The sequence below is a fragment of the Streptomyces sp. NPDC048258 genome (assembly GCF_043201995.1).
GTDB lineage: Bacteria > Actinomycetota > Actinomycetes > Streptomycetales > Streptomycetaceae > Streptomyces.
Map to the genome: position 1 here is coordinate 14,583 of NZ_JBICZH010000002.1, position 20,492 is coordinate 35,074.

Here is a 20,492-nt window from a genome sequence, read left to right on the forward strand (position 1 = left end):
GTAGAGATGGCTTACGGCCTCACCCGCGCCCGTCGGGCCGGGCCTAGACGGTGGGGAGGGTGAGCCCGGCGTAGATCTGGTTGAGGAGGGTGGGCAGCAGGGCCTGGGCCGTGGTGCGGCCGTCGGGGGACAGGGTCAGGTTCGTCCAGACCACGAGGGTGACGTCGTTGTCCGGGTCGTGGCCGATGAAGGAGTTGAAGCCCGGGAGTTCACCGCCGTGGTAGTACATCGCGGCGTTCGGGCCGAAGCGCTGGTAGGCGATGCCGTAGCCGTACTTCTGGCCGTCCGGGGCCGCCGGGTCCTCGGCCTGCGGGCTGCGGAGCCACTGCTGTTGGGATGCGGCGTTCAGGACCTCGCCCGTCACCAGCGCCTTGATCCACGTGGCCAGGTCGTCCGCGGTGGAGACGACTCCTCCGGCGGCGGTGGCGTAGGAGGGGTTCTGGTGGGTGTAGTCGATGGGCGCCAGCTTCCCCGTCCTGGCCGCCTCGCTCATCGCGGCGGGGTAGGGCTTGTCGACCAGTGCGTACGACGTTCCGCCGAACATGTAGCCGTGCGAGTAGGGCTCGGGGAGCGACCGGTCGTGGAGGTCCGGGAGTGAGGTCCCCTTCAATCCGAGCGGGGCGAACAGCCGGTCCTGGAACTGCTGCGCCAAGGGGCGGCCGCCGGCCTTCTCGGCGACCAGCCCCAGCAGGGCGTAGTTGGTGTTGCTGTACTCGTAGGACGCGTCGGGCGCGAAGTTCGGCGGGTGGCGGAACGCCATGGCCAGGACGTCCTGCGGGGTGAAGGCCTTCCCGGGGTCGGCGTCCAGGGCTGCCGAGAGTTCGGGGGCCATCGTGTAGTTGTAGAGCCCGCTGCGCATCTTCAGCAGCTCGGCGACGGTGATGTTCCCGCCGCCCGGCACTCCCGGGACGTAGGCGGACACCGGATCGCTCAACCGGAGCCTGCCGTCCTGGGCGAGGAGCGCGATCAGCGCCGCCGTCATGGTCTTGGTGTTGGAGGCGATCCGGAAGTGGTCGCCGGTGTCCGGCGGTTCGGCCGTGCCCCGTTCCGTCGTGCCGACGATCGCGCGGAAGGTCCCCTGCGGGGTGCGGAGCAGGACCATCGCGCCGGGCACCATGAGCTTCTTCGCCGCGCGGTCCACGGCGGCCTGGAAGGCGGCCGGATCGATCGGCTTCAGGGCCGACGGAACGGGGGACGCCGTCGCCGCGGGTGTGGGCGACGGGTCGTCGAGCGCCAGGGCCGTCGCACCGGGGGGAAGGGTGCCGCCCGCGATCAGGAGCGCCACGCACGGTGCCAGCAGAGCCGTGCGGCGGGCGGGGCGCCGGCTCCCGGCGCGAACTCCTCTCCGGCGCGAGCCGTGCGAGGTGTTCTCAACCGCTCGGGAGGTCCTCATCCATCCAGTTTGGGCAGAATCGCCATGTTTGGCAGATCCGGGCACCCCCCTGCGGGCCGGCGGCTGGCTGCCTGCCGGCTGACATACCCGACAGGGGTTTGCAGGGGGGAGCCCGGGTCAGGAATCGGGCGAGGTGCGGGGGCGGCCGCGGGGCGGGATCGGGGCGGCCCCGCCCGGCAGGCGGCCCGTCTCGGACAGGGCCCGCCGCAGCAGGAACTCGATCTGCGCGTTGGCGCTGCGCAGTTCCTCGCCCGCCCAGCGCGCGAGGGCGTCGTACACCTGCGGGTCGAGCCGCAGCAGCACCTGCTTGCGCGCCTGCCGCCCCGCGCGCGCGGCCCGCTCTGCGCCTTGGCCCTGGCCCTGGCCCGGTTCCGGGTTCCGGCCCGGTTCCGGGTCCTGCGGCTCGCCGGCGGGCCTCACTGGTAGAGCGTGCCCGTGTTGACGACCGGCTGGGCCGCGCGGTCCCCGCAGAGGACCACCATCAGGTTCGAGACCATGGCGGCCTTGCGCTCCGGGTCCAGCTCCACGATGTCCTCCTCCTGCAGGCGGGTCAGGGCCAGTTCGACCATGCCCACCGCGCCCTCCACGATCTGCTTGCGGGCCGCCACGACCGCGCCCGCCTGCTGGCGCTGGAGCATCGCGGAGGCGATCTCCGGAGCGTACGCGAGATGCGTGAAGCGGGACTCGATGATGTGCACCCCGGCAGCCTCGACCCGCGCGTGCAGTTCGACGGCCAGCTTCTCGGTGATCTCCTCGGCGTTCCCGCGGAGCGACAGGCCGCCCTCCTCGTGCGCGTCGTACGGGTACTCGATCGCGATGTGCCGCACCGCGGCCTCGGTCTGGGTCTCGACGAACTCCGTGAAGTCCTCGACCTCGAAGGTGGCCCGCGCCGTGTCCTCGACCCGCCACACCACGACCGCCGCCAGCTCGATGGGGTTGCCGTAGGCGTCGTTGACCTTCAGGACGGCCGTCTCGTGGTTGCGTACCCGGGTGGAGATCTTCTCCCGCGAGGTCAGCGGATTGATCCAGCGCAGTCCGTCCGTGCGGATGGTCCCCCGGTAGCGGCCGAACAGCTGGACCACGCGGGCCTCGCCCGGCGCGATCGTGTTGAGCCCGCTCATCGCGATGAGGGAGGCGAGGACGAGCAGCACGCCGGCCGCTATCAGCGTGGCCTTGGCGGCGACGGCCGTCAGCACCGCGCCGGTCGCGATCAGGCCCGCCCCGGCCGCGACGCCGGCCAGCCCGAGCAGCAGCGCCAGGCCGCCGCCCACGCTGCGCGCGGTGAACTCGCGTATCCCGGCCGGTGCGGTCTCTGCGGTCATCGCATTGGTCATGATCTGCCCCGTTTCTGTGGTCGCGGCCGGTCCAGCCGCTTAGCAAAGTGATATCACTTTTCCTTTCGGATCGCACGGGGCGGCAACCCTTCGGCCTTGGCGCGCGTCGGTTCCTGTGGCGTGGGTGCTGATTCTCACGTCCGAATTGACCGGTATTGGTCACGGTTGGCCAACCTTTGTCACAGCCTGCGGTGTTAGCTTTCTGAGCTGACGTCGGGGGGTTATCGAGCGGAGCGGGAGCGATGGGCCGAGCAGAAGCGCGTAAGGCGCAGCAGCAGCGCGGTGCGCGGCGGGCGCCGGGCGGACGCGCGAAGGGCACCACGGGCAAGGGGAGCGACGGCAAACGCTCCGGCATACGTCGCTTCTTCACCTGGAAGAAGATCGTCGGGACCTTCCTCGGGGGGATCCTGCTCCTCATGGCCACGGCGGTCATCCTCTACTTCTCGGTGAACGAACCCACCGACCCGAACAAGCAGGCCACGCTCCAGAGCAACACCTACCGGTACTCCGACGGCTCGATCATGGCCCGCACCGGCAAGATGAACCGCGAGATCCTGCCGATCGACAAGATCCCGCCGGACGTCCGCACCGCCTTCATCGCCATCGAGAACAAGTCCTTCTACAAGGACCGCGGAATCGACGTGATGGGCGTGGCCCGAGGCCTGTTCAACACCGTCAGGGGCAAGGGCACGGCAGGTGGCTCGACGATCACTCAGCAGTACGTCAAGAACTACTACCTGACGCAGGACCAGTCGCCGACGCGCAAGATCCGGGAGCTCGTGATCTCCCTCAAGGTCGACCGGCGCATGGAGAAGGACGAGATCCTCGCCGGCTACCTGAACACCAACTTCTACGGTCGCAACGCGTACGGCATCCAGGCCGCGGCCCAGGCCTTCTACGGGGTCGACGCCGACAAGCTCACGCTGGAGCAGGGCGCCTACCTCGCCGCCGTCATCCAGGCCCCCAGCCAGTACGACCTGGCGACGGCCGGCCCGAACGGCACGAGGCTCGTCAACATCCGCTTCAACGCCGTCCTCGACAACATGGTCGAGATGGGCGAGCTGGACGAGGCCAAGCGCAAGACCATGAGCCTCCCGCCGCCGATCAAGCCCAAGCCCCTCCCGGGCATGGACGGGCAGAAGGGCTACCTGGTCCAGGCCGCCTCCGAAGAACTGAACAAGCAGGGCATCACCGACGCCCAGATCTTGGCCGGCGGCTGGAACATCACGCTCAACGTCGACAAGGCGAAGCAGGCGGCGCTGGAGAAGGCGGTCCAGGACGAGCTGGAGTCCAAGCTCGACCGCAAGGACACCAAGGGCAAGCCCCAGGACCAGAGCGTCCAGGCCGGCGCGACCTCCGTGGACGCGAAGACCGGCGCGATCGTCGCGATGTACGGCGGTCAGGGCCTGGAGGAGAAGTCCGCGAGCAACGCCCTGCGCACCGACTACCAGCCGGGCTCGACCTTCAAGCCGATCGTGCTCGCCTCCGCCCTGGAGACCGGGGCGACCACCCAGGACGGCAAGCCGATCACGCCGAACACGCTGTACGACGGCACCAGCAAGCGCCAGGTGGTCGGCAGCAAGATCCCGTTCAACCCGCAGAACCAGGACAACCGGAACTTCGGCGACCCGATGATCACGGTCCAGGACGCGACCAACTTCTCGGTGAACTCCGTCTACGCGCAGATGATCGTGGACGTGAAGCCGCCCGCCGTGAAGAAGACGGCCCTGGAACTCGGCATGCAGGACCGCGAGGGCTGGCCCGAGGACAAGCCGGCCATGGCGCTGGGCACCATGAGCGCGAACACCGTGGAGATGGCCGGCGTCTACGCCACCCTCGACAACCACGGCAAGAAGGTCACGCCGACCATCATCAAGAGCGCCGAGCACAAGGACCGCGAGTTCAAGCCCGAGCCTGCCATCGGCAGCCAGGCCATCAGCCGCAAGACCGCCGACACCGTCACCAAGGTGCTCACGGGCGTGGTCAACGACGAAGGCGGCTCCGGCAACAAGGTCAGGAGCAGCGCCTACGAGGCCGCCGGCAAGACCGGCACCACCGAGTCCAACGTGGCCGGTTGGTTCACCGGTTACACGCCCGAGCTGGTCACTGTCGTCGCGATGTTCGGCGAGGACCCCACCACCCACAGCCAGGTCACCCTGACCGGCACCGCCGGCCTGGGACGCGCGGGCGGTTCCAGCTTCCCGGCCTCGATCTGGAAGGCGTACACCCTCGCCGTGCTCAAGGGCGAGGACACGGGGAAGTTCGACCTGAAGGAGGCGGAGATGGGTGCCGTGCAGGCGCCGTCCCGCAGCGCCACCCCGTCGCCCACGCCCAGCGCCTCCAGCCAGCCGCCGGTCACCACCAGTCCGTCGCAGAACTCCCCGGACCCGTCGAAGAGCACGACCAAGTCGCCGGACCCGACCAACACCCCGACGAAGCCGGTCACCCCGACGCCGACCCCGACGCCGACCGCGACCAAGACCGGCGGGCCGAAGCCGCCGGACCCGCTGTTCCCGCAGTCGGACGGACACTGACGGACCGTCGAGGAAAGACCGCCGCCCCGCAGCCTTCACGCTGCGGGGCGGCGGTCTTTCGTACGGGGCTTCAGCCGCCCCGGACGGTCAACGCCGTTCGTGCGCTCCCGGCAGGGGCAGCTCGAACCAGACCACCTTGCCGCTGCTCAGCCGGGTGGCACCCCACCGGCGGGCCATCCGGTTGACCAGGAACAGCCCGCGGCCGCCCTCGTCGGTGTCCCGGGCCCGGCGCTGGCGGGGCAGCTGCGGGGAGTCGTCGCCGACCTCGCAGCGCAGTACGTCCGTACGCAGCAGGCGCAGCGTCACGGGCCGCTCCGCGTACCGGACGGCATTGGTGACGACCTCGCTCACCAGCAGCTCCAGGGAGTCGCTCAGCTCCTCCAGGCCCCACCGGGTCAGGGCGCGGCGGGCGAAGCGGCGGGCCCGGCCCGGAGCGGTCTCCTCCGGGTCCAGGAACCAGTACGCGACATCACTGGGCGCGATCCCGTCGAAGCGGGCCGCGAGCAGCGCGATGTCGTCGTCCCGGTCGCCCGGGCCGAGCATGTCCAGGACGTCGTCGCACAGGGCCTCCAGCGGCGGCGGGTGGTCCAGGCCGGTCAGCTGCGCGGTGTTCGCCAGCCGCTCGCGGAGCTGCTCGATGCCGGTCCACACGTCCCGCAGGCGCGATTCCACCAGGCCGTCGGTGTACAGCAGCAGCGTGGCCCCGGCGGGCGCGTCCAGCTCCACGGCCTCGAAGTCCACGCCGCCGACGCCGATGGGGGCGCCGGGGGGCACGCGGAGCACCTCGGCGCGGCCGCCCAGGTGCAGCAGCACCGGCGGCGGGTGGCCGGCGTTGGCGATGGTGATCCGGTGCGCGACGGGGTCGTAGACGGCGTACAGGCAGGTCGCCATGCGGTCGGAGCCCAGGCGCTGCGCCTGCTCGTCCAGGTGGTGCAGGACCTCGGCGGGCGGCAGGTCCAGCTGGGCGAGGGTCTGCGCGGTGGTGCGCAGCTGGCCCATGATCGCGGCGGAGGTCATGGAGTGGCCCATGACGTCGCCGACGACGAGCGCGACCCGGCTGCCGGGCAGGGGGATGGCGTCGTACCAGTCGCCCCCGACCCGCGCCGTCTCGGCGGCGGGCAGGTAGCGCGAGGCGAGCCGCACCCCGGTGGGCTGGGGCAGGCTGTCGGGCAGCATGGTGCGCTGGAGCTCGTCGGCGATGTACGCCTCGCGGCCGTACAGGACCGCCTTGTCGATGCCGAGCGCGGTGTGGGTGGCCAGCTGGGCGGCGACCAGGAGGTCGTTCTGCTCGAAGGCGGGCCGCTCGGGGCTGCGCAGGAACACGGCCGCGCCGATCACCCGGCGGCGGCCGCGCAGCGGCGCGAGGACGGCCCGGTTGCCGCGCGGCAGCGGATGGTCCACGCCCAGCAGCTCCGGCAGCGCGGCCTTGGCGGCGGCGGAGGACCCGAAGACGGGCCGTACGCCGCGCAGCACCTCGGCGAGCGCGCCGCCGGGCCGGATCTCGCACAGCTCGGCCGCGGGCAGGTCACCCTGCGGGCCGACCAGCGGCAACTGGCTGAAGTCGAGCTCGCCGCCGGCCCCCGCCGCCCCGGCGAGGTCCATGCCCGCGCCGATGGTGCCGCTCGGCGCGGCGTCGGTGAGATCGTCGATCGGCCGGAGCCGGTCGGTGCGGCGCAGCCTTAAAACGACCGGGCCGACGGGGCGTTCGTCGCCGACCGGGAGCGGGTCGCGCAGGTAGACGAGGATCGCGTCCGAGAAGGTGGGCACGGTGGCGCGGCACAGGCCGAGGACGATCTCGTCGAGGTCGATGCCGCGGGCGATCCGCCGGGTCGCGGCGCCGACGAAGCGCAGCCGGTCCCCTTCGCGGCGCGCCGCGGTGGCTTCCACGGCGGGTATCCCGCCGCCGTGCCGGTCCGCCCCGCCGGTCGCGCTCGCGCTCAGGCCGCCGGCGCCGTCCCCGGCCGGGTCGGCGCCTTCGCCGCGCGGGCGGGGGGCTTCGGCGGGGCCCCCGAGCCCGGCGGCGGCGCTCGCGGAGTCGGGGGCGGGGCCGCCGTGCCGCGGGCGGGCCGCGCCCTGGCCGGGGTCCGCCGGGCCCGTGACGTTGCCCGGCGCGGCCGACTTGCGGCGGGGCCGGGGGAGTCCGGCGGCCGAGCCGCCGGACGCCGCGGAGCGGGCCGCGCGGACGTCGGAAGCCGCCGCGGCGGCGCCGCCCGGCTCCGCGACAGGACCAGGAACAGGGCCGGCGCCGGCGCTCGCGGCATGCGTGCGTACGGCCTCGGCGGCGGCGATGGGCGCCTTGCCGTGGCCGGCCTCGTCCGTACCTCCGCCGGAGGCGACGGGCTGCGGGCCCTCCTGAGAGGTGGGGTACTCCGTCACGCGTGGAATTCCGTCCGTTTGCGCTCGATGTGCGCTGCACTCAACTCGGTCAGTCGCGGTATACCCGCTCAGCGGCCGGGGCACCATCACCCCGGATTCCGCGTCCCCCTCGTTACCTCTCGCCCCGCGTCGACCTCCGGTCAAGTTCCGTGTACGGCACGACACTTGCAGGTGCACGGTACGACCGCACCGCCTCGCGCGCGCGACCTTCCGGAGGACGATCCTACGTTTGAACCCCGGGGGCGCATCAAGGGTCTCATGAGGTCATATGCGCCGGAGTGCGGTCCCAGTCCTCCGGCAGGACCGGAACCGTCCAGGCCGGATCCGGCCGCCAGTCCTGCCAGCCGCCGGAGAACGGCGTCCCCCATTCCTCGATCACCTCGACCGCTGCCCGCCCGGCTTCCCGGACCCGCCGCGCCTGCTCCCCGTCCATCAGGCCGGACCGCTGCGCCTGGGCGAACTCGTCCTCGTCCAGCCACTTCCAACTGCGGTCCGGGTAGACGGCGATGTCGAGGAAGTGGTCCTCGGAGTCGACCCCGCGGGACCACCGCGACCGGGGCTCCTCCAGGTTCACGTACCAGTTCTTGAACCGCCAGCCGTGCCCCCAGAACAGCCACACCGACCACGGGTCGCCGGGCCGGGCCAGCTTCAGCACCCCGCCGCCGAACCAGCGCGACCGTACGGTGGTCCGCGGCGCCGTGTAGCGGGTGGCGAGCGGCTCCTCGTGGACGGGTGTGCCGTCGGCGAGGACCGGCTTGACGCACTCGGTGCCCGGGGCCATCCAGACGGCCAGCAACTCCTCGGTGTCCTGTACGACGGTCACCGGGCGGCAGATGTGCACCTGCCCCTTCAGCCCCGGGGCGTGGTCGCGGTAGCGCCAGAGGATCTGCTCCCCGGGCGCCCAGCGCGTGCCCTGCGCGCCGCCGCGTCGCGCCGCGCCGTTCCCGGGCCGGAAGGTACCTGTCATGCGCAGATCTTAGGGCGGGGGCCCGCGCGCCCGCTGCGGTGCAGGTCACCGAGGTGTTCGGGGACGGGAAACGACCGGATCCGGCCCCCCGCCGGGGGCCGGGTCCCGGCCTGTCAGGGGCGTGTCATGCGCAGGACGTCCAGGGCTTCGTCCAGCTGCTCCAGGGTCAGGGCGCCCCGGTCGACGTATCCGGACTCCAGGACGACCTCCCTGATCGTCTTCCGTTCGGCGAGGGCCTTCTTGGCGACCTTGGCCGCCTCCTCGTAGCCGATGTAGCGGTTGAGCGGGGTGACGACGGAGGGCGAGGACTCGGCGTACTCCCTGGCCCGGGCGGTGTTGGCGGTGATCCCGTCGACGGTGCGGTCGGCCAGCAGGCGGCTCGCGTTGGTGAGCAGCCGGATCGATTCGAGGAGGTTCCTGGCCATCACCGGGAGCATCACATTGAGTTCGAAGTTGCCGGCCGCGCCCGCCACCGCGACGGCGGCGTCGTTCCCCATCACCTGTGCGGCGACCATCAGTACGGCCTCCGGGACGACCGGATTGACCTTCCCCGGCATGATCGAGGACCCCGGCTGGAGATCCGGGAGATTGATTTCGGCCAATCCGGCGCGCGGCCCGGAACCCATCCAGCGCAGATCGTTGGAGATCTTGGTGAGCGAGACGGCGACCGTACGGAGCATGCCCGAGGTCTCGACCAGCGCGTCCCGCGCCCCCTGGGCCTCGAAGTGGTTGCGGGCCTCGGTCAGCGGCAGTCCGGTGTCCGCGGCGACCTCGGCGATCACGGCGGCGGAGAAGCCGGGCGGGGTGTTGATCCCGGTGCCCACCGCGGTGCCGCCCAGCGGCAGTTCGGCGAGGCGGGGCAGGGCCGCGCGCAGCCGCTCGACGCCGTAGCGGATCTGGACCGCGTACCCGCCGAACTCCTGGCCCAGGGTGACCGGGGTGGCGTCCATCAGATGCGTCCGCCCGGCCTTGACCACCTGGTCGAACTCGGCGGACTTGCGCTCCATCGCGGCGGCCAGGTGCTCCAGGGCCGGGATCAGGTCGCGGGTGACGGCGGCGGTGGCGGCGATGTGGATGGAGGACGGGAAGACGTCGTTGGAGCTCTGCGAGGCGTTGACGTGGTCGTTGGGGTGGACCTCGCGGCCCAGCCGCTCGGTGGCCAGGGTGGCGATCACCTCGTTGGTGTTCATGTTGGACGAGGTGCCGGACCCCGTCTGGAAGACGTCGACGGGGAAGTGGTCGTCCCAGCGGCCGTCCGCGACCTCGGCGGCGGCGGAGCGGATCGCGTCGGCGATGTCCTGGTCCACGACGCCGAGACGGGCGTTGACCACGGCCGCCGCCGCCTTGACGCGGGCGAGCGCCTCGATGTGGGCGCGCTCCAGCCGCTGCCCGGAGATGGGGAAGTTCTCCACCGCGCGCTGGGTCTGAGCACGCCATTTGGCGTGCGCGGGCACCCGTACGTCGCCCATGGAGTCGTGCTCGGTCCGGAACGCTTCGGCCTGCTGATCGTCGGTCATGTTCGTGGCCTCCTCAAAAAGTTGAGCAATTGTCTTGTTCGAAGTGTTCCCATCTCCCCTACTGACCAGTAAATACCGTGGGTAACACCGGCATTCGGGGAGGCGTTCATGGCACGTGCACACGCGAAATCCAGGTTCAGATGTACCTTCGCCGCCGTCGCGGCGGTCGCGGCCGCCCTCGGGGGCGTCACCGCCATCACCCCCATGGCCCAGGCGGCCACCCTTGCGGGGACCTCGGCGGCGACCACCGCCGGAACCGTCACGCCCCTCTCGCCCGAGCTGGAGGCGATCCGCGCCGCGGAGGCCGTCAAGATCTACGGCGATGCGGCGATCCGGCCGCTGAACGAGCGCAAGACCGGGCTGATCTCACTGGGCGACAGCGAGATATCGGGCGAGGGCGTCGGCAACTACGACCCCGCGACCAACACCTCGTCCAACCAGTGCCACCGCTCGCCGGACTCGGCGATCCACCGCACCGGCATCCCGGCCGACCTCACCTTCAACGTCGCCTGCTCCGGCGGGTACACCGGCAACATCAGGATCGGCGGCAGCAAGCAGTACGCCGACGAGCTGGTGCAGAGCGACAACCTGGCCATCAAAGCACGGAACACGAAGATCAAGATGGTGCTGCTGGTCGCCGGAGCCAACGACGACCTGCAGTTCGGCCCGGTCATGACCGACTGCGTCACCCGCTGGGTGCTCAGCCAGGGCACCTGCGAGCCCAAGTACGGCCCCGGCTGGCAGGCGCGCGTCGACGGCCTGAAGCCCAAGGTGGAGGCGACCGTCGCCGACCTGAAGACGGTCATGCGCGACGCCGGCTACGCCGACTCGGACTACAAGCTCGTCGTGATGGGCTACCCCAGCCCCATCGGCCCCGACTTCTACGACAACCCGAACTTCCCCGGCAAGCTCCCCGGAGGCTGCGCCGGCTACGACTCCGACGCCACCTGGGGCCGCAACTACGCGGTCCCCACCTTCGAGAAGGGCATGCGCGCCGCCGCCCTCGCCTCCGGCGCGACCTACCTGGACAACTCCCGGCTCTTCCACGGCCACGAGGTGTGCATGGAGAACACCTGGGCCCGCGGGCTCTACCTGGACCTCGGGGACCACTTCCCGTGGGACGAGAACACCGCCCGCCAGTCCTTCCACCCCAACTACAACGGCCACGGCGCGTTCGCGTCCTGCCTGACCCAGCTCTACACCTCGGGCCTGCGCGAGGCCTCCTGCGCCGACCCCGCGAGCACGGGCACCCCGGTGCTCCAGGCCGGAGCCTGGGACACCCTCTACGCACCCCTGAAGAACGAGGCGACCGGCAACTGCCTCGACGCGAAGGGCGGCTCCAGCGCCAATGAGACGGCGGTCCTGGGCTGGGACTGCCACGGCGGCCGCAACCAGGACTGGTGGTACGACTCCGCGAAGAAGTCCGTCCACATCGGACTGACCCACGACCGCTGCATCGACGCCCCCGGCGCCAACTACGGCGCCGGCACCGGTCTGATCCTGTGGAACTGCCACGGCGGAGCGAACCAGCAGTTCGTCCGCGACGGCGCCACCATCCGCCCCGCGGCCTCCCCGGGCATGTGCCTGACGGTGGCCGCCGCCCACGACCCGCTGCGCCTGCAGACCTGCAACGGATCGGCGAACCAGCGCTTCACGTCGTAACCGCCCCGCTCCACCGACACCCCCCACACCCGGCCGGCGCCCCCGGCCGGGTGTCACATGTCCAGGAGCAGTTTGCGGATGTCCCGCGGCCGGTTGGTGATGATCGTGTCCACGCCGAGGCGTACGCACAGCTCCAGGTCCTCGGGCTCGTCCACCGTCCAGACGCGGACCCGCAGGCCCTTGGCCCGTAGCCGGGCGACCAGTCCCGGGTCGCGGCGTACGAGGTCGATGCCCGGGCCCGCGTGGGTCGCGTACGGGGGACGCACGGGCCTGACCCGGCGTTCGACGAGGAACACGGTGGGCAGGCCGGGAGCGAGGCGGTGCATGCGGGTCAGGGCGTTGCGGGAGAAGCTCATCACCTCGACGCGGCCGGTGGAGCCGTCGGCCAGCCCGTACTCCCGGAGCATCCGCACCAGCTCGGCCTCCAGCCGGCCGCCCGCGCGGGTGGGGTGCTTCGTCTCGACCGCGAGCCCGACCGGCCGCGGCGCCGCCAGGGCCTCCCGGAGCAGGTCCTCGAAGAGCAGCACCTGCGCCCCTGCGTGGTCGGGCCCCTTCCACGCCCCGAAGTCGAGGGCGCGCAGCTCCTCGTACGTCATCTCGGAGACGACGCCCCGCCCGTCGGAGGTCCGCTCGACGCGCCGGTCGTGCACGCAGACCAGCTTGTGGTCGGCGGTCAGCCGTACGTCGCATTCGAGTGCGTCGGCCCCGTCGTCGATGGCCTGCCGGTAGGCGGCGAGGGTGTGCTCGGGGTGCTCGTGGGAGGCCCCGCGGTGGGCGACCACCCGGATGGCGCGGGCGGTGGGGAGCTGCGTCTGCGTCATGCCCCAGACGTTATCCGGATGCGTGGGACGCCCGGCTACCGCATCCTGCCCGGATGGCCGAACAGCAGATGTACGCGACCTTGCACTGCGAGCCCTGCGCGGAGTGCGCCCAGGAGCAGTGGCAGTCCATCGACGACGGCCGGCTCCGCTGGGAGGCGTACGAGTACTGCCCGCGCTACGCCGTCCAGGCCTGCGCACGCGGCCGGGGCGTACCGCCACCGTGGATCCGGGAGCGCATCATCGCCCGGGAGGGCACCGTTCACCTGCCGGTCGGCGGGGCCGACGGCGTGCCGATCGCGCTGCTGCGCCGGGTGTACGGGCTGACCATCGCCGAGGTCGTCGCCGCGCGGACGACGGGGTGGCGGGCCACCCCGGTCGAGGCGCGGCTGCTGATGGAGTCGGTCAGGACGCCGGCTCGGGCCGGGGGGCCAGCGGGGCCGGGGTGACCTTGAAGCCGCCCTTCGTGACCTCCGTGAAGGGGGCGGGGGCCATGCAGGTGCCCACGGGGGCCGCGGCGGCCGAGCCGTCGGGCTTCACGTCGACGTTGGCGATGGCCCACGAGAAGCCCACCCGGTCGGGGCCACCGCGTTCGCCGTCCTGGACGCTGATCCCGATCCGCTTGCCCTCCCAGCCGACGTTCGAGGACGTGACCACGGCGGTGATCGTGGCCGTCTTGCCGCCGGTGACCATGCAGTCCACCTCCGCCTCGGCGACGCCGGTGGAGCCTGTCTCCGGCCAGTAGTGGTAGACGGTCACCCGGCCGCGCGCGTCCGTCGGCAGCCCCTTCTCGCCGCCCTCGGCCGGGAAGGGCCTGGTCCACGGGTCCGACTCGGCGTCGACCGTGAAGCGGATGTCGTCCTTGGGGGAGTAGGGGAAGAAGATCGTGCCTCCCCCGTGCACGGAGGCGAGCTTCGCCGGGGCGGGGGCCGCCGGGGCGGGGGCCGCCGCGACCAGGGTCGCCACCAGGGCGGCCGATCCGGCGAGGGCCAAGGCGCGGGTGCGGTTCTTCATCGTGAACTCCCGTATCGGGTGGGCCGTTTGGGTACGGGAACAGCCTCGCCCGGAGCCCGCCGGTGATCCATCTGCCGATCGGAGGACATGCGTGAGGGCCCCTCCCCCGAACGGGGGAGGGGCCCTCACGCTCTTCGCTACAGACCCGGACCGCGCACCGGGATGTGGGTGAACGTCGGCTCCGGGGCCGGGTTCTGGAAGAAGTCGTTGCCCTTGTCGTCGACCACGATGAAGGCCGGGAAGTCCTCGACCTCGATCTTCCAGACCGCCTCCATGCCGAGCTCCTCGTACTCCAGGACCTCGACCTTCTTGATGCAGTCCTGGGCCAGCCGTGCCGCCGGGCCGCCGATCGAGCCCAGGTAGAAGCCGCCGTGCGAGCCGCACGCGTCCGTCACCTGCTGCGAGCGGTTGCCCTTGGCCAGCATGACCTTGGAGCCGCCCGCCGCCTGGAACTGCTCGACGTAACTGTCCATGCGGCCGGCCGTCGTCGGGCCGAAGGAGCCGGAGGCGTAGCCCTCGGGGGTCTTCGCGGGGCCCGCGTAGTAGACCGGGTGGTCCTTCAGGTACTGCGGCATGCCCTCGCCCGCGTCCAGCCGCTCCTTGATCTTGGCGTGCGCGATGTCGCGCGCCACGACCAGCGGGCCGGTCAGCGACAGGCGGGTCTTGACCGGGTGCTTGGTCAGCGTCGCCAGGATCTCGTCCATCGGCTGGTTCAGGTCGATCGAGACGACGTCCGAGGAGTCGTCGAGGTGCGAGTCCGTGGTCTCGGGGAGGAAGCGTGCCGGGTCCGTCTCCAGCTGCTCCAGGAAGACGCCCTCGGCGGTGATCTTCGCGGTGGCCTGGCGGTCCGCCGAGCAGGACACGGCGATCGCGACCGGCAGGGACGCGCCGTGGCGCGGCAGGCGCACGACGCGGACGTCGTGGCAGAAGTACTTGCCGCCGAACTGCGCGCCGATGCCGATCTTCTGGGTGAGTTCGAAGACCTGCTGCTCCAGGTCGAGGTCGCGGAAGCCGTGGCCCAGGGCGGAGCCCTCCGTCGGCAGCTCGTCCAGGTAGTGCGCGGAGGCGTACTTCGCGGTCTTCAGCGCGTGCTCGGCCGAGGTGCCGCCGACCACGATCGCCAGGTGGTAGGGCGGGCAGGCCGCCGTACCGAGCGAGCGGATCTTCTCCTCCAGGAACTTCATCATGGAGGCCTCGTTGAGGACCGCCTTGGTCTCCTGGTAGAGGAAGGACTTGTTGGCCGAGCCGCCGCCCTTGGCCATGAAGAGGAACTTGTACGCGCCGCCGTCGGTCGCGTACAGCTCGATCTGCGCGGGCAGGTTCGAGCCGGTGTTCTTCTCCTCCCACATGGTGATCGGGGCCATCTGCGAGTAGCGCAGGTTCAGGCGGGTGTACGCGTCGTAGATGCCGCGGGAGAGCGCCGCCTCGTCGCCGCCCTCCGTGAGGACGTTCTGGCCGCGCTTGCCCATGACGATGGCCGTGCCCGTGTCCTGGCACATCGGCAGGACGCCGGCCGCCGCGATGTTCGCGTTCTTGAGGAGGTCGAGCGCGACGAACTTGTCGTTCGACGAGGCTTCGGGGTCGTCGATGATGCGGCGGAGCTGCGCGAGGTGCGCGGGGCGCAGGAAGTGCTGGATGTCGTGGATGGCCTCTTCGGCGAGCTTGCGCAGCGCCTCGGGCTCGACCTTGAGGAACGTACGGCCGTCCGCCTCGAAGGTGGACACGCCCTCGGCGGTCACCAGCCGGTAGGGGGTGGTGTCCTCGCCCAGGGGCAGCAGGTCGGTGTACGCGAACTCCGGCATTGGGGCCATTCCTCACTCGGCAGACAGCACTGACGACCAATTGGCAGCGCAGTCCACCAGCGTAGAACCTCCCGCCGTGGCCGTGGTTGTGAGGTAAGGCTCACTCGGCTTCACGCGGGAGTATCGCGATCTATCGTGTCTCGCTATGCTGGGTGCCGTGGACCTGGAAAAGCACCCCGCCGCCCCTGCCCCCGCGCCGGCTCCCGCCCCTGCGGCCGCCGAGCTGCGCGCCTCCGACGCCGACCGGGACCGGATCGCGCAGATCCTCGCGGACGCCCTCGCCGAGGGTCGGCTGACCGCCGAGGAGCACTCGGAGCGCCTGGACTCGCTGTATGCCGTCAAGACGGTGGGCGGGCTGGAAGTGCTCGTACGGGACCTTCCCGCGCCCGGCGCCGGCCACACCTCGCCCGCGTACGCGTCGGCTCCCGGGCCCGGCGGTCCCGTCGACACGGTGGTCGCGGTGTGCAGCAGCGCCGCCCGCAAGGGCCGCTGGCGGCCGGGGGCCCACACCCGCGCGGTCTCGGTCATGGGCGACATCACCATCGACCTCACGGAGGCGGTCTTCGAGCAGCAGGTCACCGAGGTCAACGTGACCTGTGTCCTCGGCAACGTCGAGGTCCTGGTCCCGGAGAACGTCACCCTGCGCGGCTACGGCAGCGGGGTCCTCGGCAACTTCGAGGTGCGCGGCGAGGGCCGCGGGGAGACCGACCCGCAGGCCCCGGTGGTGATCGTCCGCGGCTTCGCGCTGCTGGGCAACATCGAGGCACGTCCGAAGCCCGGCGCCCGCCTGGTCGATCTGGCCAACAGGCCGCGCAAGCGGCTGGACGGCTGACCGCCGCGCCCATCGGCCCAGCGCCGGCGCCATGTGGCCGGAGGCCTTCTAGGATCCGGCCCATGACCGCATCCAAGTGGGACCTGCTCGACCGCGCGCACGAAGCCCTGCGCATCGCCGTCATCGGTGTGCCCGCCGACGGCTGGGACCGCCCGACGCCGTGCGAGCAGTGGAACGTCACCCAGGTGTTCCAGCACGCGGCCGGCGACCAGCTCGCGTACGCGGCCCGCCTCACCGGCGGCCCCGGCCCCTCCGAGGACCCCTTCGCGCCCTCCGGCGACCTGGCGGGGCCCCCGGCGCAGCTGCTGGAGCCGGCGCTCGCCGCCGCGGCCGAGGCCTTCGCCGGGGTCGCGCCCCGGACCGCGGAGGTCGCCGTCCCGCTGCCCCCGTTCACCGTGTCCGCCGAGACGGCCGTCGGCGCGGCCGCCCTCGACGCGGCCGTGCACGCCTGGGACATCGCCGTCGCCACCGGCCAGGGGTCACCGCTGACCCCCGACCTCGCCGCCGCCCTGCGCCCGGCCGCCGACGCGCTCACCGAGCCCTTGCGCGGGTTCGCCTACGGTCCCGCGCTGGCCGCCGGGACCGGGGCCGACGCCGGTCCGGCCGCCTCGCTGCTGGCCTTCCTGGGCCGCGATCCGGGCTGGGCGCCGCCCGGGGTGTGAGGGCACGGTGGGCAAGTCGTGGCCGGGGCCTCAGGCAGGTCGTGGCCGGGCCCGCGGGCAGGGTCGCGTTTCGGACGAACCCCCGCCGCCCGCCGGCACCCAGTGCATAGGGGCGCGCACAACGGGTAGGGACAGGTGCATCGTCTCTCGCTCGCGTATCCGTCGTCAGGAGTAGACCGTGCCGCATCCGCCGCATCAGTCCCTGCAGGTTGCCGCCGTCCAGAGTCTTCAGGGGCGCGCGTCCGCCGTGCCGAAGCCGCGGGTGCCGACGAGGGAAGAGGACGGCCCATGGCACGCGGAGGCGGTGTGCCGCCGCGACGAGGCGGGCCTGTTCTTCGCCCCTTCCAAGGAGCCCACCGCTGCCCGGCTCTCCCGCGAGGAGGCCGCCAAGCGCGTCTGTGCCCGCTGCCCGGTCATGGTCGCCTGCCGGGAGCACGCCCTGCTCCAGCCCGAGCCGTACGGGGTGTGGGGCGGCCTCACCGCCGCCGAGCGCCGGGTCGTGCTGGCCCGGATGCGGCGCAGGACCGCGGAACTGCGCCAGGCCCCCGAGGCCGACTCGATAGCCGCCGCGGGCTAGGGGGTGTCTTGCCGGTCAGGCCGGGCTCGCGGCGTCAGGCACCGCGCCTCGCCGCGTTCTCGTCGGTCGCCGACGTCCCCCAGCTACCGCTGGGAGGTGCCCCCACCGCGTCGACTCTCCCCCGGACTCCGTCCGGGGGGACCCCCATCCTCGGCCTTGCGATCCACGGCACCGGACGCCGCTCCCTGATCCGGCCTGACCGGCAAGACACCCCCTAGGCCGCGCACCACGGCGCGCGCAGCCCCGTAGCGAGGTACCAGGACAGGACACGGCAGAGGGGCGGTCCCCGCCGCACACGGTGACCGCCCCTCTTGCTGTGCCCGCCTCCGCGCCTACTGGGCGCGGTCGAAGTCGATCGCGCTGTACGCGCGCAGCTTCGACAGGCGGTGCGTCGAGTCGATCTGCCGGATCGTGCCCGACTTCGAGCGCATGACCAGCGAGGACGTGGTCGCGGTCTCCGAGCGGTAGTGGACGCCGCGCAGCAGCTCGCCGTCCGTGATGCCGGTGGCGACGAAGAAGACGTTCTCGCCGGACACCAGGTCGTTCGTGTGCAGGACGCGGTCCAGGTCGTGGCCCGCGTCGATGGCCTTCTGGCGCTCGGCCTCGTCCTTCGGCCACAGCTTGCCCTGGATCGTGCCGCCGAGGCACTTGATGGCGCAGGCCGAGATGATGCCCTCGGGGGTGCCGCCGATGCCCAGGAGCAGGTCCACGCCGGTGCCCTCGCGCACCGCCATGACCGACCCTGCGACGTCGCCGTCCGAGATGAACTTGATCCGGGCGCCCGTCTCGCGGATCTCCTTGACGATGCCCTCGTGGCGGGGGCGGTCCAGGATGACCACGGTGACGTCCTCTACGGCCATGTTCTTGGCCTTGGCGACACGGCGGATGTTGACCGAGACGGGGGCGTTGATGTCGACGAAGTCGGCGGCCTCGGGACCGGTGACGAGCTTCTCCATGTAGAAGACCGCGGACGGGTCGAACATGGTGCCGCGGTCGGCGGCGGCGAGCACGGCGATGGCGTTCGGCATGCCCTTGGCGTTCAGGGTGGTGCCGTCGATCGGGTCCACGGCGATGTCGACCTCGGCACCGGTGCCGTCGCCGACCCGCTCGCCGTTGAAGAGCATCGGGGCTTCGTCCTTCTCGCCCTCGCCGATGACGACGACGCCGTTCATCGAGACGGTGGAGATCAGGGTCCGCATCGCGTTGACCGCGGCGCCGTCGGCGCCGAGCTTGTCGCCGCGTCCGACCCACCGGCCCGCGGCCATGGCGGCGGCCTCGGTCACCCGGACGAGTTCCAGGGCGAGGTTGCGGTCGGGGGCCTCGGGAGAGACTTCGAGCTGGGGCGGCAGGTTGTGCTCGGTCATCGGAGCGCACCTTTCTGTACGACGACGGCCGGGATGTGAGGGTGACTGGAACTCTATCGGTACGTCGACATATTGAGCAGGGCGGGTCACGTATGAGCGGAATATCGGTCAGTCGATTGGCCTGAGCGGACGTCTTGCGCCCCCGCGGGCGCGCCGCGCCGCCGCCCGGGGCCACCCCGGCGGAGATCGCTCCCGGCGATGCGGGACGATGGTGCCGTGGCAGGTATGAAAGGCAAGCAGACGATCTGGGACATGGTCCGGTCGCTGGCAGTGATCGGCATCGTGGTCGCGGGGATCTACTTCTTCGTCCCACATGACGAGAACGCCGATCCGACGCGCACGGTCGACTACCGGGTGGAGACGCTCACGGCCCGGCGCGCCGCCCCGTACCCCGTGGCCGTCCCCGTGGGGCTGCCGGCGGAGTGGCGGGCGACCTCGGTGGCGTACCAGCGCAAGAACGCCAACGCCTGGCACCTGGGCTTCCAGGACCCGGGCCGGCAGTACGTGTCGGTGGAGCAGTCCAGCGACACGTCCGCCAAGTACCTCGGCGCGGTCACCCAGAAGGCGAAGCCCACCGGGCAGACGCAGCAGGTCGGCGACGCGGCGTGGGAGCGCTGGGAGGGCGAGAAGTACGACGCCCTCGTGAAGCAGGAGCAGGGCTACGTCACGGTGGTCACCGGGACGGCCTCCTTCGAGCAGCTCGGCGCGATGGCGGCGGCGCTGGAGTTCAAGCAGGGCCCGCAGGCCCAATAGCCGCCTTCGGCAGTACGTGAAAACGGCCGCGGGGGGGGGGGGGGCGGGGGGGGGGGGGGGGGGGGGGGGGGGGCGGGGGGCGGGGCCCGGCCCCCCGGGGGGGGGGGCCCCGCCGCCCCCCCCCCCCGGGGGGGGGGGGGGGGGCCCGGGGGGCCCCACCCCCCCGCCCCCCCCCCCCCCCCCCCCCCCCCCCCAAAACCCCCCCCCCCCCCCCCCCCCCGGCGGGGCGGGCCCCCGCGGCCGTTTTCGCTGTGCTCAGCCGACTCAGCCGACTCAGACGGTGGTGACGACCTCGTCGAACTCCAGGCGCGGGGAGCGCGGGAACCAGGCGTCCTCGCCCGGCTTGCCGATGTTGACGATCATCAGCGGGGTGTGGTCGGCGTCCAGGAACTCCTTCTGGACGCCGGCGAGGTCGGCGCCGGTCATCGGGCCCGCGGCCAGACCGGCGGCGCGGACGCCCACGATGAAGTACGCGGCCTGCAGTGCGGCGTTGAGCAGGGCGGACTGCTCGCGGACCGGGCGCTCGGCGAAGAACATGTCCTTGGCCTGCGGGAAGTGCGGCAGCAGCTGCGGGAGCTCCTCGTGGAACTCGTTGTCCGCGGAGAGGATCGCGACCAGCGGGGCGGCGGCGGTCTTGGCCTGGTTGCCCTCGGCCAGGTGCTTCACGAGGCGCTCGCGGGCCTCGGGGGAGCGGACCAGCGTGATGCGCAGCGGGGTCTGGTTGAAGGCGGTGGGGCCGTACTTCACCAGGTCGTATATCGCCTGGACCTGCTCCTCGGTGACCGGCTCGTCGGAGAACGAGTTGGCCGTGCGGGCCTCGCGGAACAGCAGGTCCTGCGCGGCGGAGTCAAGAACGAGAGACATCGGAAAGCCTTCTTCCATACGAG

General features: G+C 71.9%; 18 protein-coding genes. 7 read left to right on the top strand and 11 right to left on the bottom strand.

The window, feature by feature from the left end:
- Nucleotides 1-43: 43 nt before the first annotated feature.
- The 3 genes from ACGFYQ_RS04225 to ACGFYQ_RS04235 all read right to left on the bottom strand — a co-directional run bounded on the left by ACGFYQ_RS04225 (nt 44) and on the right by ACGFYQ_RS04235 (nt 2,727).
- Nucleotides 44-1,393: a serine hydrolase domain-containing protein gene (locus ACGFYQ_RS04225; RefSeq protein ID WP_393739806.1), complete on the bottom strand. Its 1,350-nt coding sequence runs from the start codon at nt 1,391-1,393 to the stop codon at nt 44-46.
- 117 nt (nt 1,394-1,510) lie between these two features.
- Entirely contained in the window at nt 1,511-1,813 is a 303-nt protein-coding gene (locus ACGFYQ_RS04230) for a hypothetical protein (RefSeq protein WP_393739808.1), read from the bottom strand.
- A complete protein-coding gene (locus ACGFYQ_RS04235; protein ID WP_393739810.1) occupies nt 1,810-2,727 on the bottom strand; it encodes an SPFH domain-containing protein in 918 nt (305 codons plus the stop codon). The genes ACGFYQ_RS04230 and ACGFYQ_RS04235 overlap by 4 nt, the downstream gene beginning before the upstream one ends.
- Before the next feature lie 242 nt (nt 2,728-2,969).
- Here ACGFYQ_RS04235 and ACGFYQ_RS04240 point away from each other — a divergent pair, with 242 nt between their 5' ends.
- On the top strand, nt 2,970-5,261 hold the full coding sequence (locus ACGFYQ_RS04240) for a transglycosylase domain-containing protein (protein WP_393739812.1): 2,292 nt from the start codon (nt 2,970-2,972) through the stop codon (nt 5,259-5,261).
- 87 nt (nt 5,262-5,348) lie between these two features.
- Here the strand turns inward: ACGFYQ_RS04240 and ACGFYQ_RS04245 are convergent, their stop codons facing one another.
- The 3 genes from ACGFYQ_RS04245 to ACGFYQ_RS04255 all read right to left on the bottom strand — a co-directional run bounded on the left by ACGFYQ_RS04245 (nt 5,349) and on the right by ACGFYQ_RS04255 (nt 10,121).
- Complete coding sequence (locus ACGFYQ_RS04245; protein WP_393739814.1) at nt 5,349-7,637, bottom strand: SpoIIE family protein phosphatase; 2,289 nt, start codon at nt 7,635-7,637, stop codon at nt 5,349-5,351.
- A gap of 256 nt (nt 7,638-7,893) precedes the next feature.
- Complete coding sequence (locus ACGFYQ_RS04250; protein WP_393739816.1) at nt 7,894-8,604, bottom strand: DUF402 domain-containing protein; 711 nt, start codon at nt 8,602-8,604, stop codon at nt 7,894-7,896.
- A 113-nt stretch (nt 8,605-8,717) separates the two neighbouring features.
- On the bottom strand, nt 8,718-10,121 hold the full coding sequence (locus tag ACGFYQ_RS04255) for a class II fumarate hydratase (RefSeq protein ID WP_393739818.1): 1,404 nt from the start codon (nt 10,119-10,121) through the stop codon (nt 8,718-8,720).
- Nucleotides 10,122-10,229: 108 nt separating this feature from the next.
- On the opposite strand from ACGFYQ_RS04255, the gene ACGFYQ_RS04260 reads away from it, so the two are divergent.
- Nucleotides 10,230-11,783, top strand: a complete 1,554-nt coding sequence (locus ACGFYQ_RS04260) for a ricin-type beta-trefoil lectin domain protein (RefSeq protein ID WP_393739820.1) — start codon at nt 10,230-10,232, stop codon at nt 11,781-11,783.
- Between the two features lie 53 nt (nt 11,784-11,836).
- Here ACGFYQ_RS04260 and ACGFYQ_RS04265 read toward each other — a convergent pair whose 3' ends face one another.
- Nucleotides 11,837-12,604, bottom strand: coding sequence for a glycerophosphodiester phosphodiesterase (locus tag ACGFYQ_RS04265; RefSeq protein ID WP_393739822.1), 768 nt, complete (start codon nt 12,602-12,604; stop codon nt 11,837-11,839).
- Nucleotides 12,605-12,657: 53 nt separating this feature from the next.
- On the opposite strand from ACGFYQ_RS04265, the gene ACGFYQ_RS04270 reads away from it, so the two are divergent.
- Nucleotides 12,658-13,050 carry a hypothetical protein gene (locus ACGFYQ_RS04270; RefSeq protein WP_393739824.1) on the top strand — a complete coding sequence of 131 codons (393 nt, stop codon included), beginning with the start codon at nt 12,658-12,660 and terminating at the stop codon, nt 13,048-13,050.
- Here the strand turns inward: ACGFYQ_RS04270 and ACGFYQ_RS04275 are convergent.
- Nucleotides 13,007-13,615, bottom strand: coding sequence for a hypothetical protein (locus ACGFYQ_RS04275; RefSeq protein ID WP_393739826.1), 609 nt, complete (start codon nt 13,613-13,615; stop codon nt 13,007-13,009). The genes ACGFYQ_RS04270 and ACGFYQ_RS04275 overlap by 44 nt on opposite strands.
- A gap of 137 nt (nt 13,616-13,752) precedes the next feature.
- A complete protein-coding gene (locus tag ACGFYQ_RS04280; protein ID WP_393739828.1) occupies nt 13,753-15,417 on the bottom strand; it encodes a fumarate hydratase in 1,665 nt (554 codons plus the stop codon).
- A 157-nt stretch (nt 15,418-15,574) separates the two neighbouring features.
- Between ACGFYQ_RS04280 and ACGFYQ_RS04285 the strand changes: the two genes are divergently transcribed.
- From ACGFYQ_RS04285 to ACGFYQ_RS04295, 3 genes are all read left to right on the top strand, one after another.
- Nucleotides 15,575-16,249 carry a DUF1707 domain-containing protein gene (locus ACGFYQ_RS04285; protein WP_393739830.1) on the top strand — a complete coding sequence of 225 codons (675 nt, stop codon included), beginning with the start codon at nt 15,575-15,577 and terminating at the stop codon, nt 16,247-16,249.
- A 62-nt stretch (nt 16,250-16,311) separates the two neighbouring features.
- Complete coding sequence (locus tag ACGFYQ_RS04290) at nt 16,312-16,911, top strand: TIGR03086 family metal-binding protein (RefSeq protein WP_393739832.1); 600 nt, start codon at nt 16,312-16,314, stop codon at nt 16,909-16,911.
- Between the two features lie 178 nt (nt 16,912-17,089).
- Nucleotides 17,090-17,488 (top strand): WhiB family transcriptional regulator, encoded by a 399-nt coding sequence (locus ACGFYQ_RS04295; protein ID WP_393739834.1) that lies wholly within the window; start codon nt 17,090-17,092, stop codon nt 17,486-17,488.
- A 332-nt stretch (nt 17,489-17,820) separates the two neighbouring features.
- Here ACGFYQ_RS04295 and glpX read toward each other — a convergent pair whose 3' ends face one another.
- Nucleotides 17,821-18,852: a class II fructose-bisphosphatase gene (gene glpX, locus ACGFYQ_RS04300; RefSeq protein ID WP_054221849.1), complete on the bottom strand. Its 1,032-nt coding sequence runs from the start codon at nt 18,850-18,852 to the stop codon at nt 17,821-17,823.
- A gap of 225 nt (nt 18,853-19,077) precedes the next feature.
- Between glpX and ACGFYQ_RS04305 the strand changes: the two genes are divergently transcribed.
- Nucleotides 19,078-19,605 carry a DUF4245 domain-containing protein gene (locus ACGFYQ_RS04305; RefSeq protein ID WP_393740873.1) on the top strand — a complete coding sequence of 176 codons (528 nt, stop codon included), beginning with the start codon at nt 19,078-19,080 and terminating at the stop codon, nt 19,603-19,605.
- 273 nt (nt 19,606-19,878) lie between these two features.
- Here ACGFYQ_RS04305 and ACGFYQ_RS04310 read toward each other — a convergent pair whose 3' ends face one another.
- Complete coding sequence (locus ACGFYQ_RS04310) at nt 19,879-20,469, bottom strand: malonic semialdehyde reductase (protein WP_393739837.1); 591 nt, start codon at nt 20,467-20,469, stop codon at nt 19,879-19,881.
- Between the last annotated feature and the right edge of the window lie 23 nt (nt 20,470-20,492).

Bases quoted from the DNA above. Each gene is read 5' to 3' on its own strand.
- ACGFYQ_RS04290 (WP_393739832.1), top strand. From the start codon at position 16,312: ATGACCGCATCCAAGTGGGACCTGCTCGACCGCGCGCACGAAGCCCTG.
- ACGFYQ_RS04240 (WP_393739812.1), top strand. From the start codon at position 2,970: ATGGGCCGAGCAGAAGCGCGTAAGGCGCAGCAGCAGCGCGGTGCGCGG.
- ACGFYQ_RS04275 (WP_393739826.1), bottom strand. From the start codon at position 13,615: ATGAAGAACCGCACCCGCGCCTTGGCCCTCGCCGGATCGGCCGCCCTG.
- ACGFYQ_RS04310 (WP_393739837.1), bottom strand. From the start codon at position 20,469: ATGTCTCTCGTTCTTGACTCCGCCGCGCAGGACCTGCTGTTCCGCGAG.
- ACGFYQ_RS04260 (WP_393739820.1), top strand. From the start codon at position 10,230: ATGGCACGTGCACACGCGAAATCCAGGTTCAGATGTACCTTCGCCGCC.
- ACGFYQ_RS04235 (WP_393739810.1), bottom strand. From the start codon at position 2,727: ATGACCAATGCGATGACCGCAGAGACCGCACCGGCCGGGATACGCGAG.
- ACGFYQ_RS04255 (WP_393739818.1), bottom strand. From the start codon at position 10,121: ATGACCGACGATCAGCAGGCCGAAGCGTTCCGGACCGAGCACGACTCC.
- ACGFYQ_RS04280 (WP_393739828.1), bottom strand. From the start codon at position 15,417: ATGCCGGAGTTCGCGTACACCGACCTGCTGCCCCTGGGCGAGGACACC.
- ACGFYQ_RS04250 (WP_393739816.1), bottom strand. From the start codon at position 8,604: ATGACAGGTACCTTCCGGCCCGGGAACGGCGCGGCGCGACGCGGCGGC.
- ACGFYQ_RS04270 (WP_393739824.1), top strand. From the start codon at position 12,658: ATGGCCGAACAGCAGATGTACGCGACCTTGCACTGCGAGCCCTGCGCG.
- ACGFYQ_RS04265 (WP_393739822.1), bottom strand. From the start codon at position 12,604: ATGACGCAGACGCAGCTCCCCACCGCCCGCGCCATCCGGGTGGTCGCC.
- glpX (WP_054221849.1), bottom strand. From the start codon at position 18,852: ATGACCGAGCACAACCTGCCGCCCCAGCTCGAAGTCTCTCCCGAGGCC.
- ACGFYQ_RS04305 (WP_393740873.1), top strand. From the start codon at position 19,078: ATGAAAGGCAAGCAGACGATCTGGGACATGGTCCGGTCGCTGGCAGTG.
- ACGFYQ_RS04225 (WP_393739806.1), bottom strand. From the start codon at position 1,393: ATGAGGACCTCCCGAGCGGTTGAGAACACCTCGCACGGCTCGCGCCGG.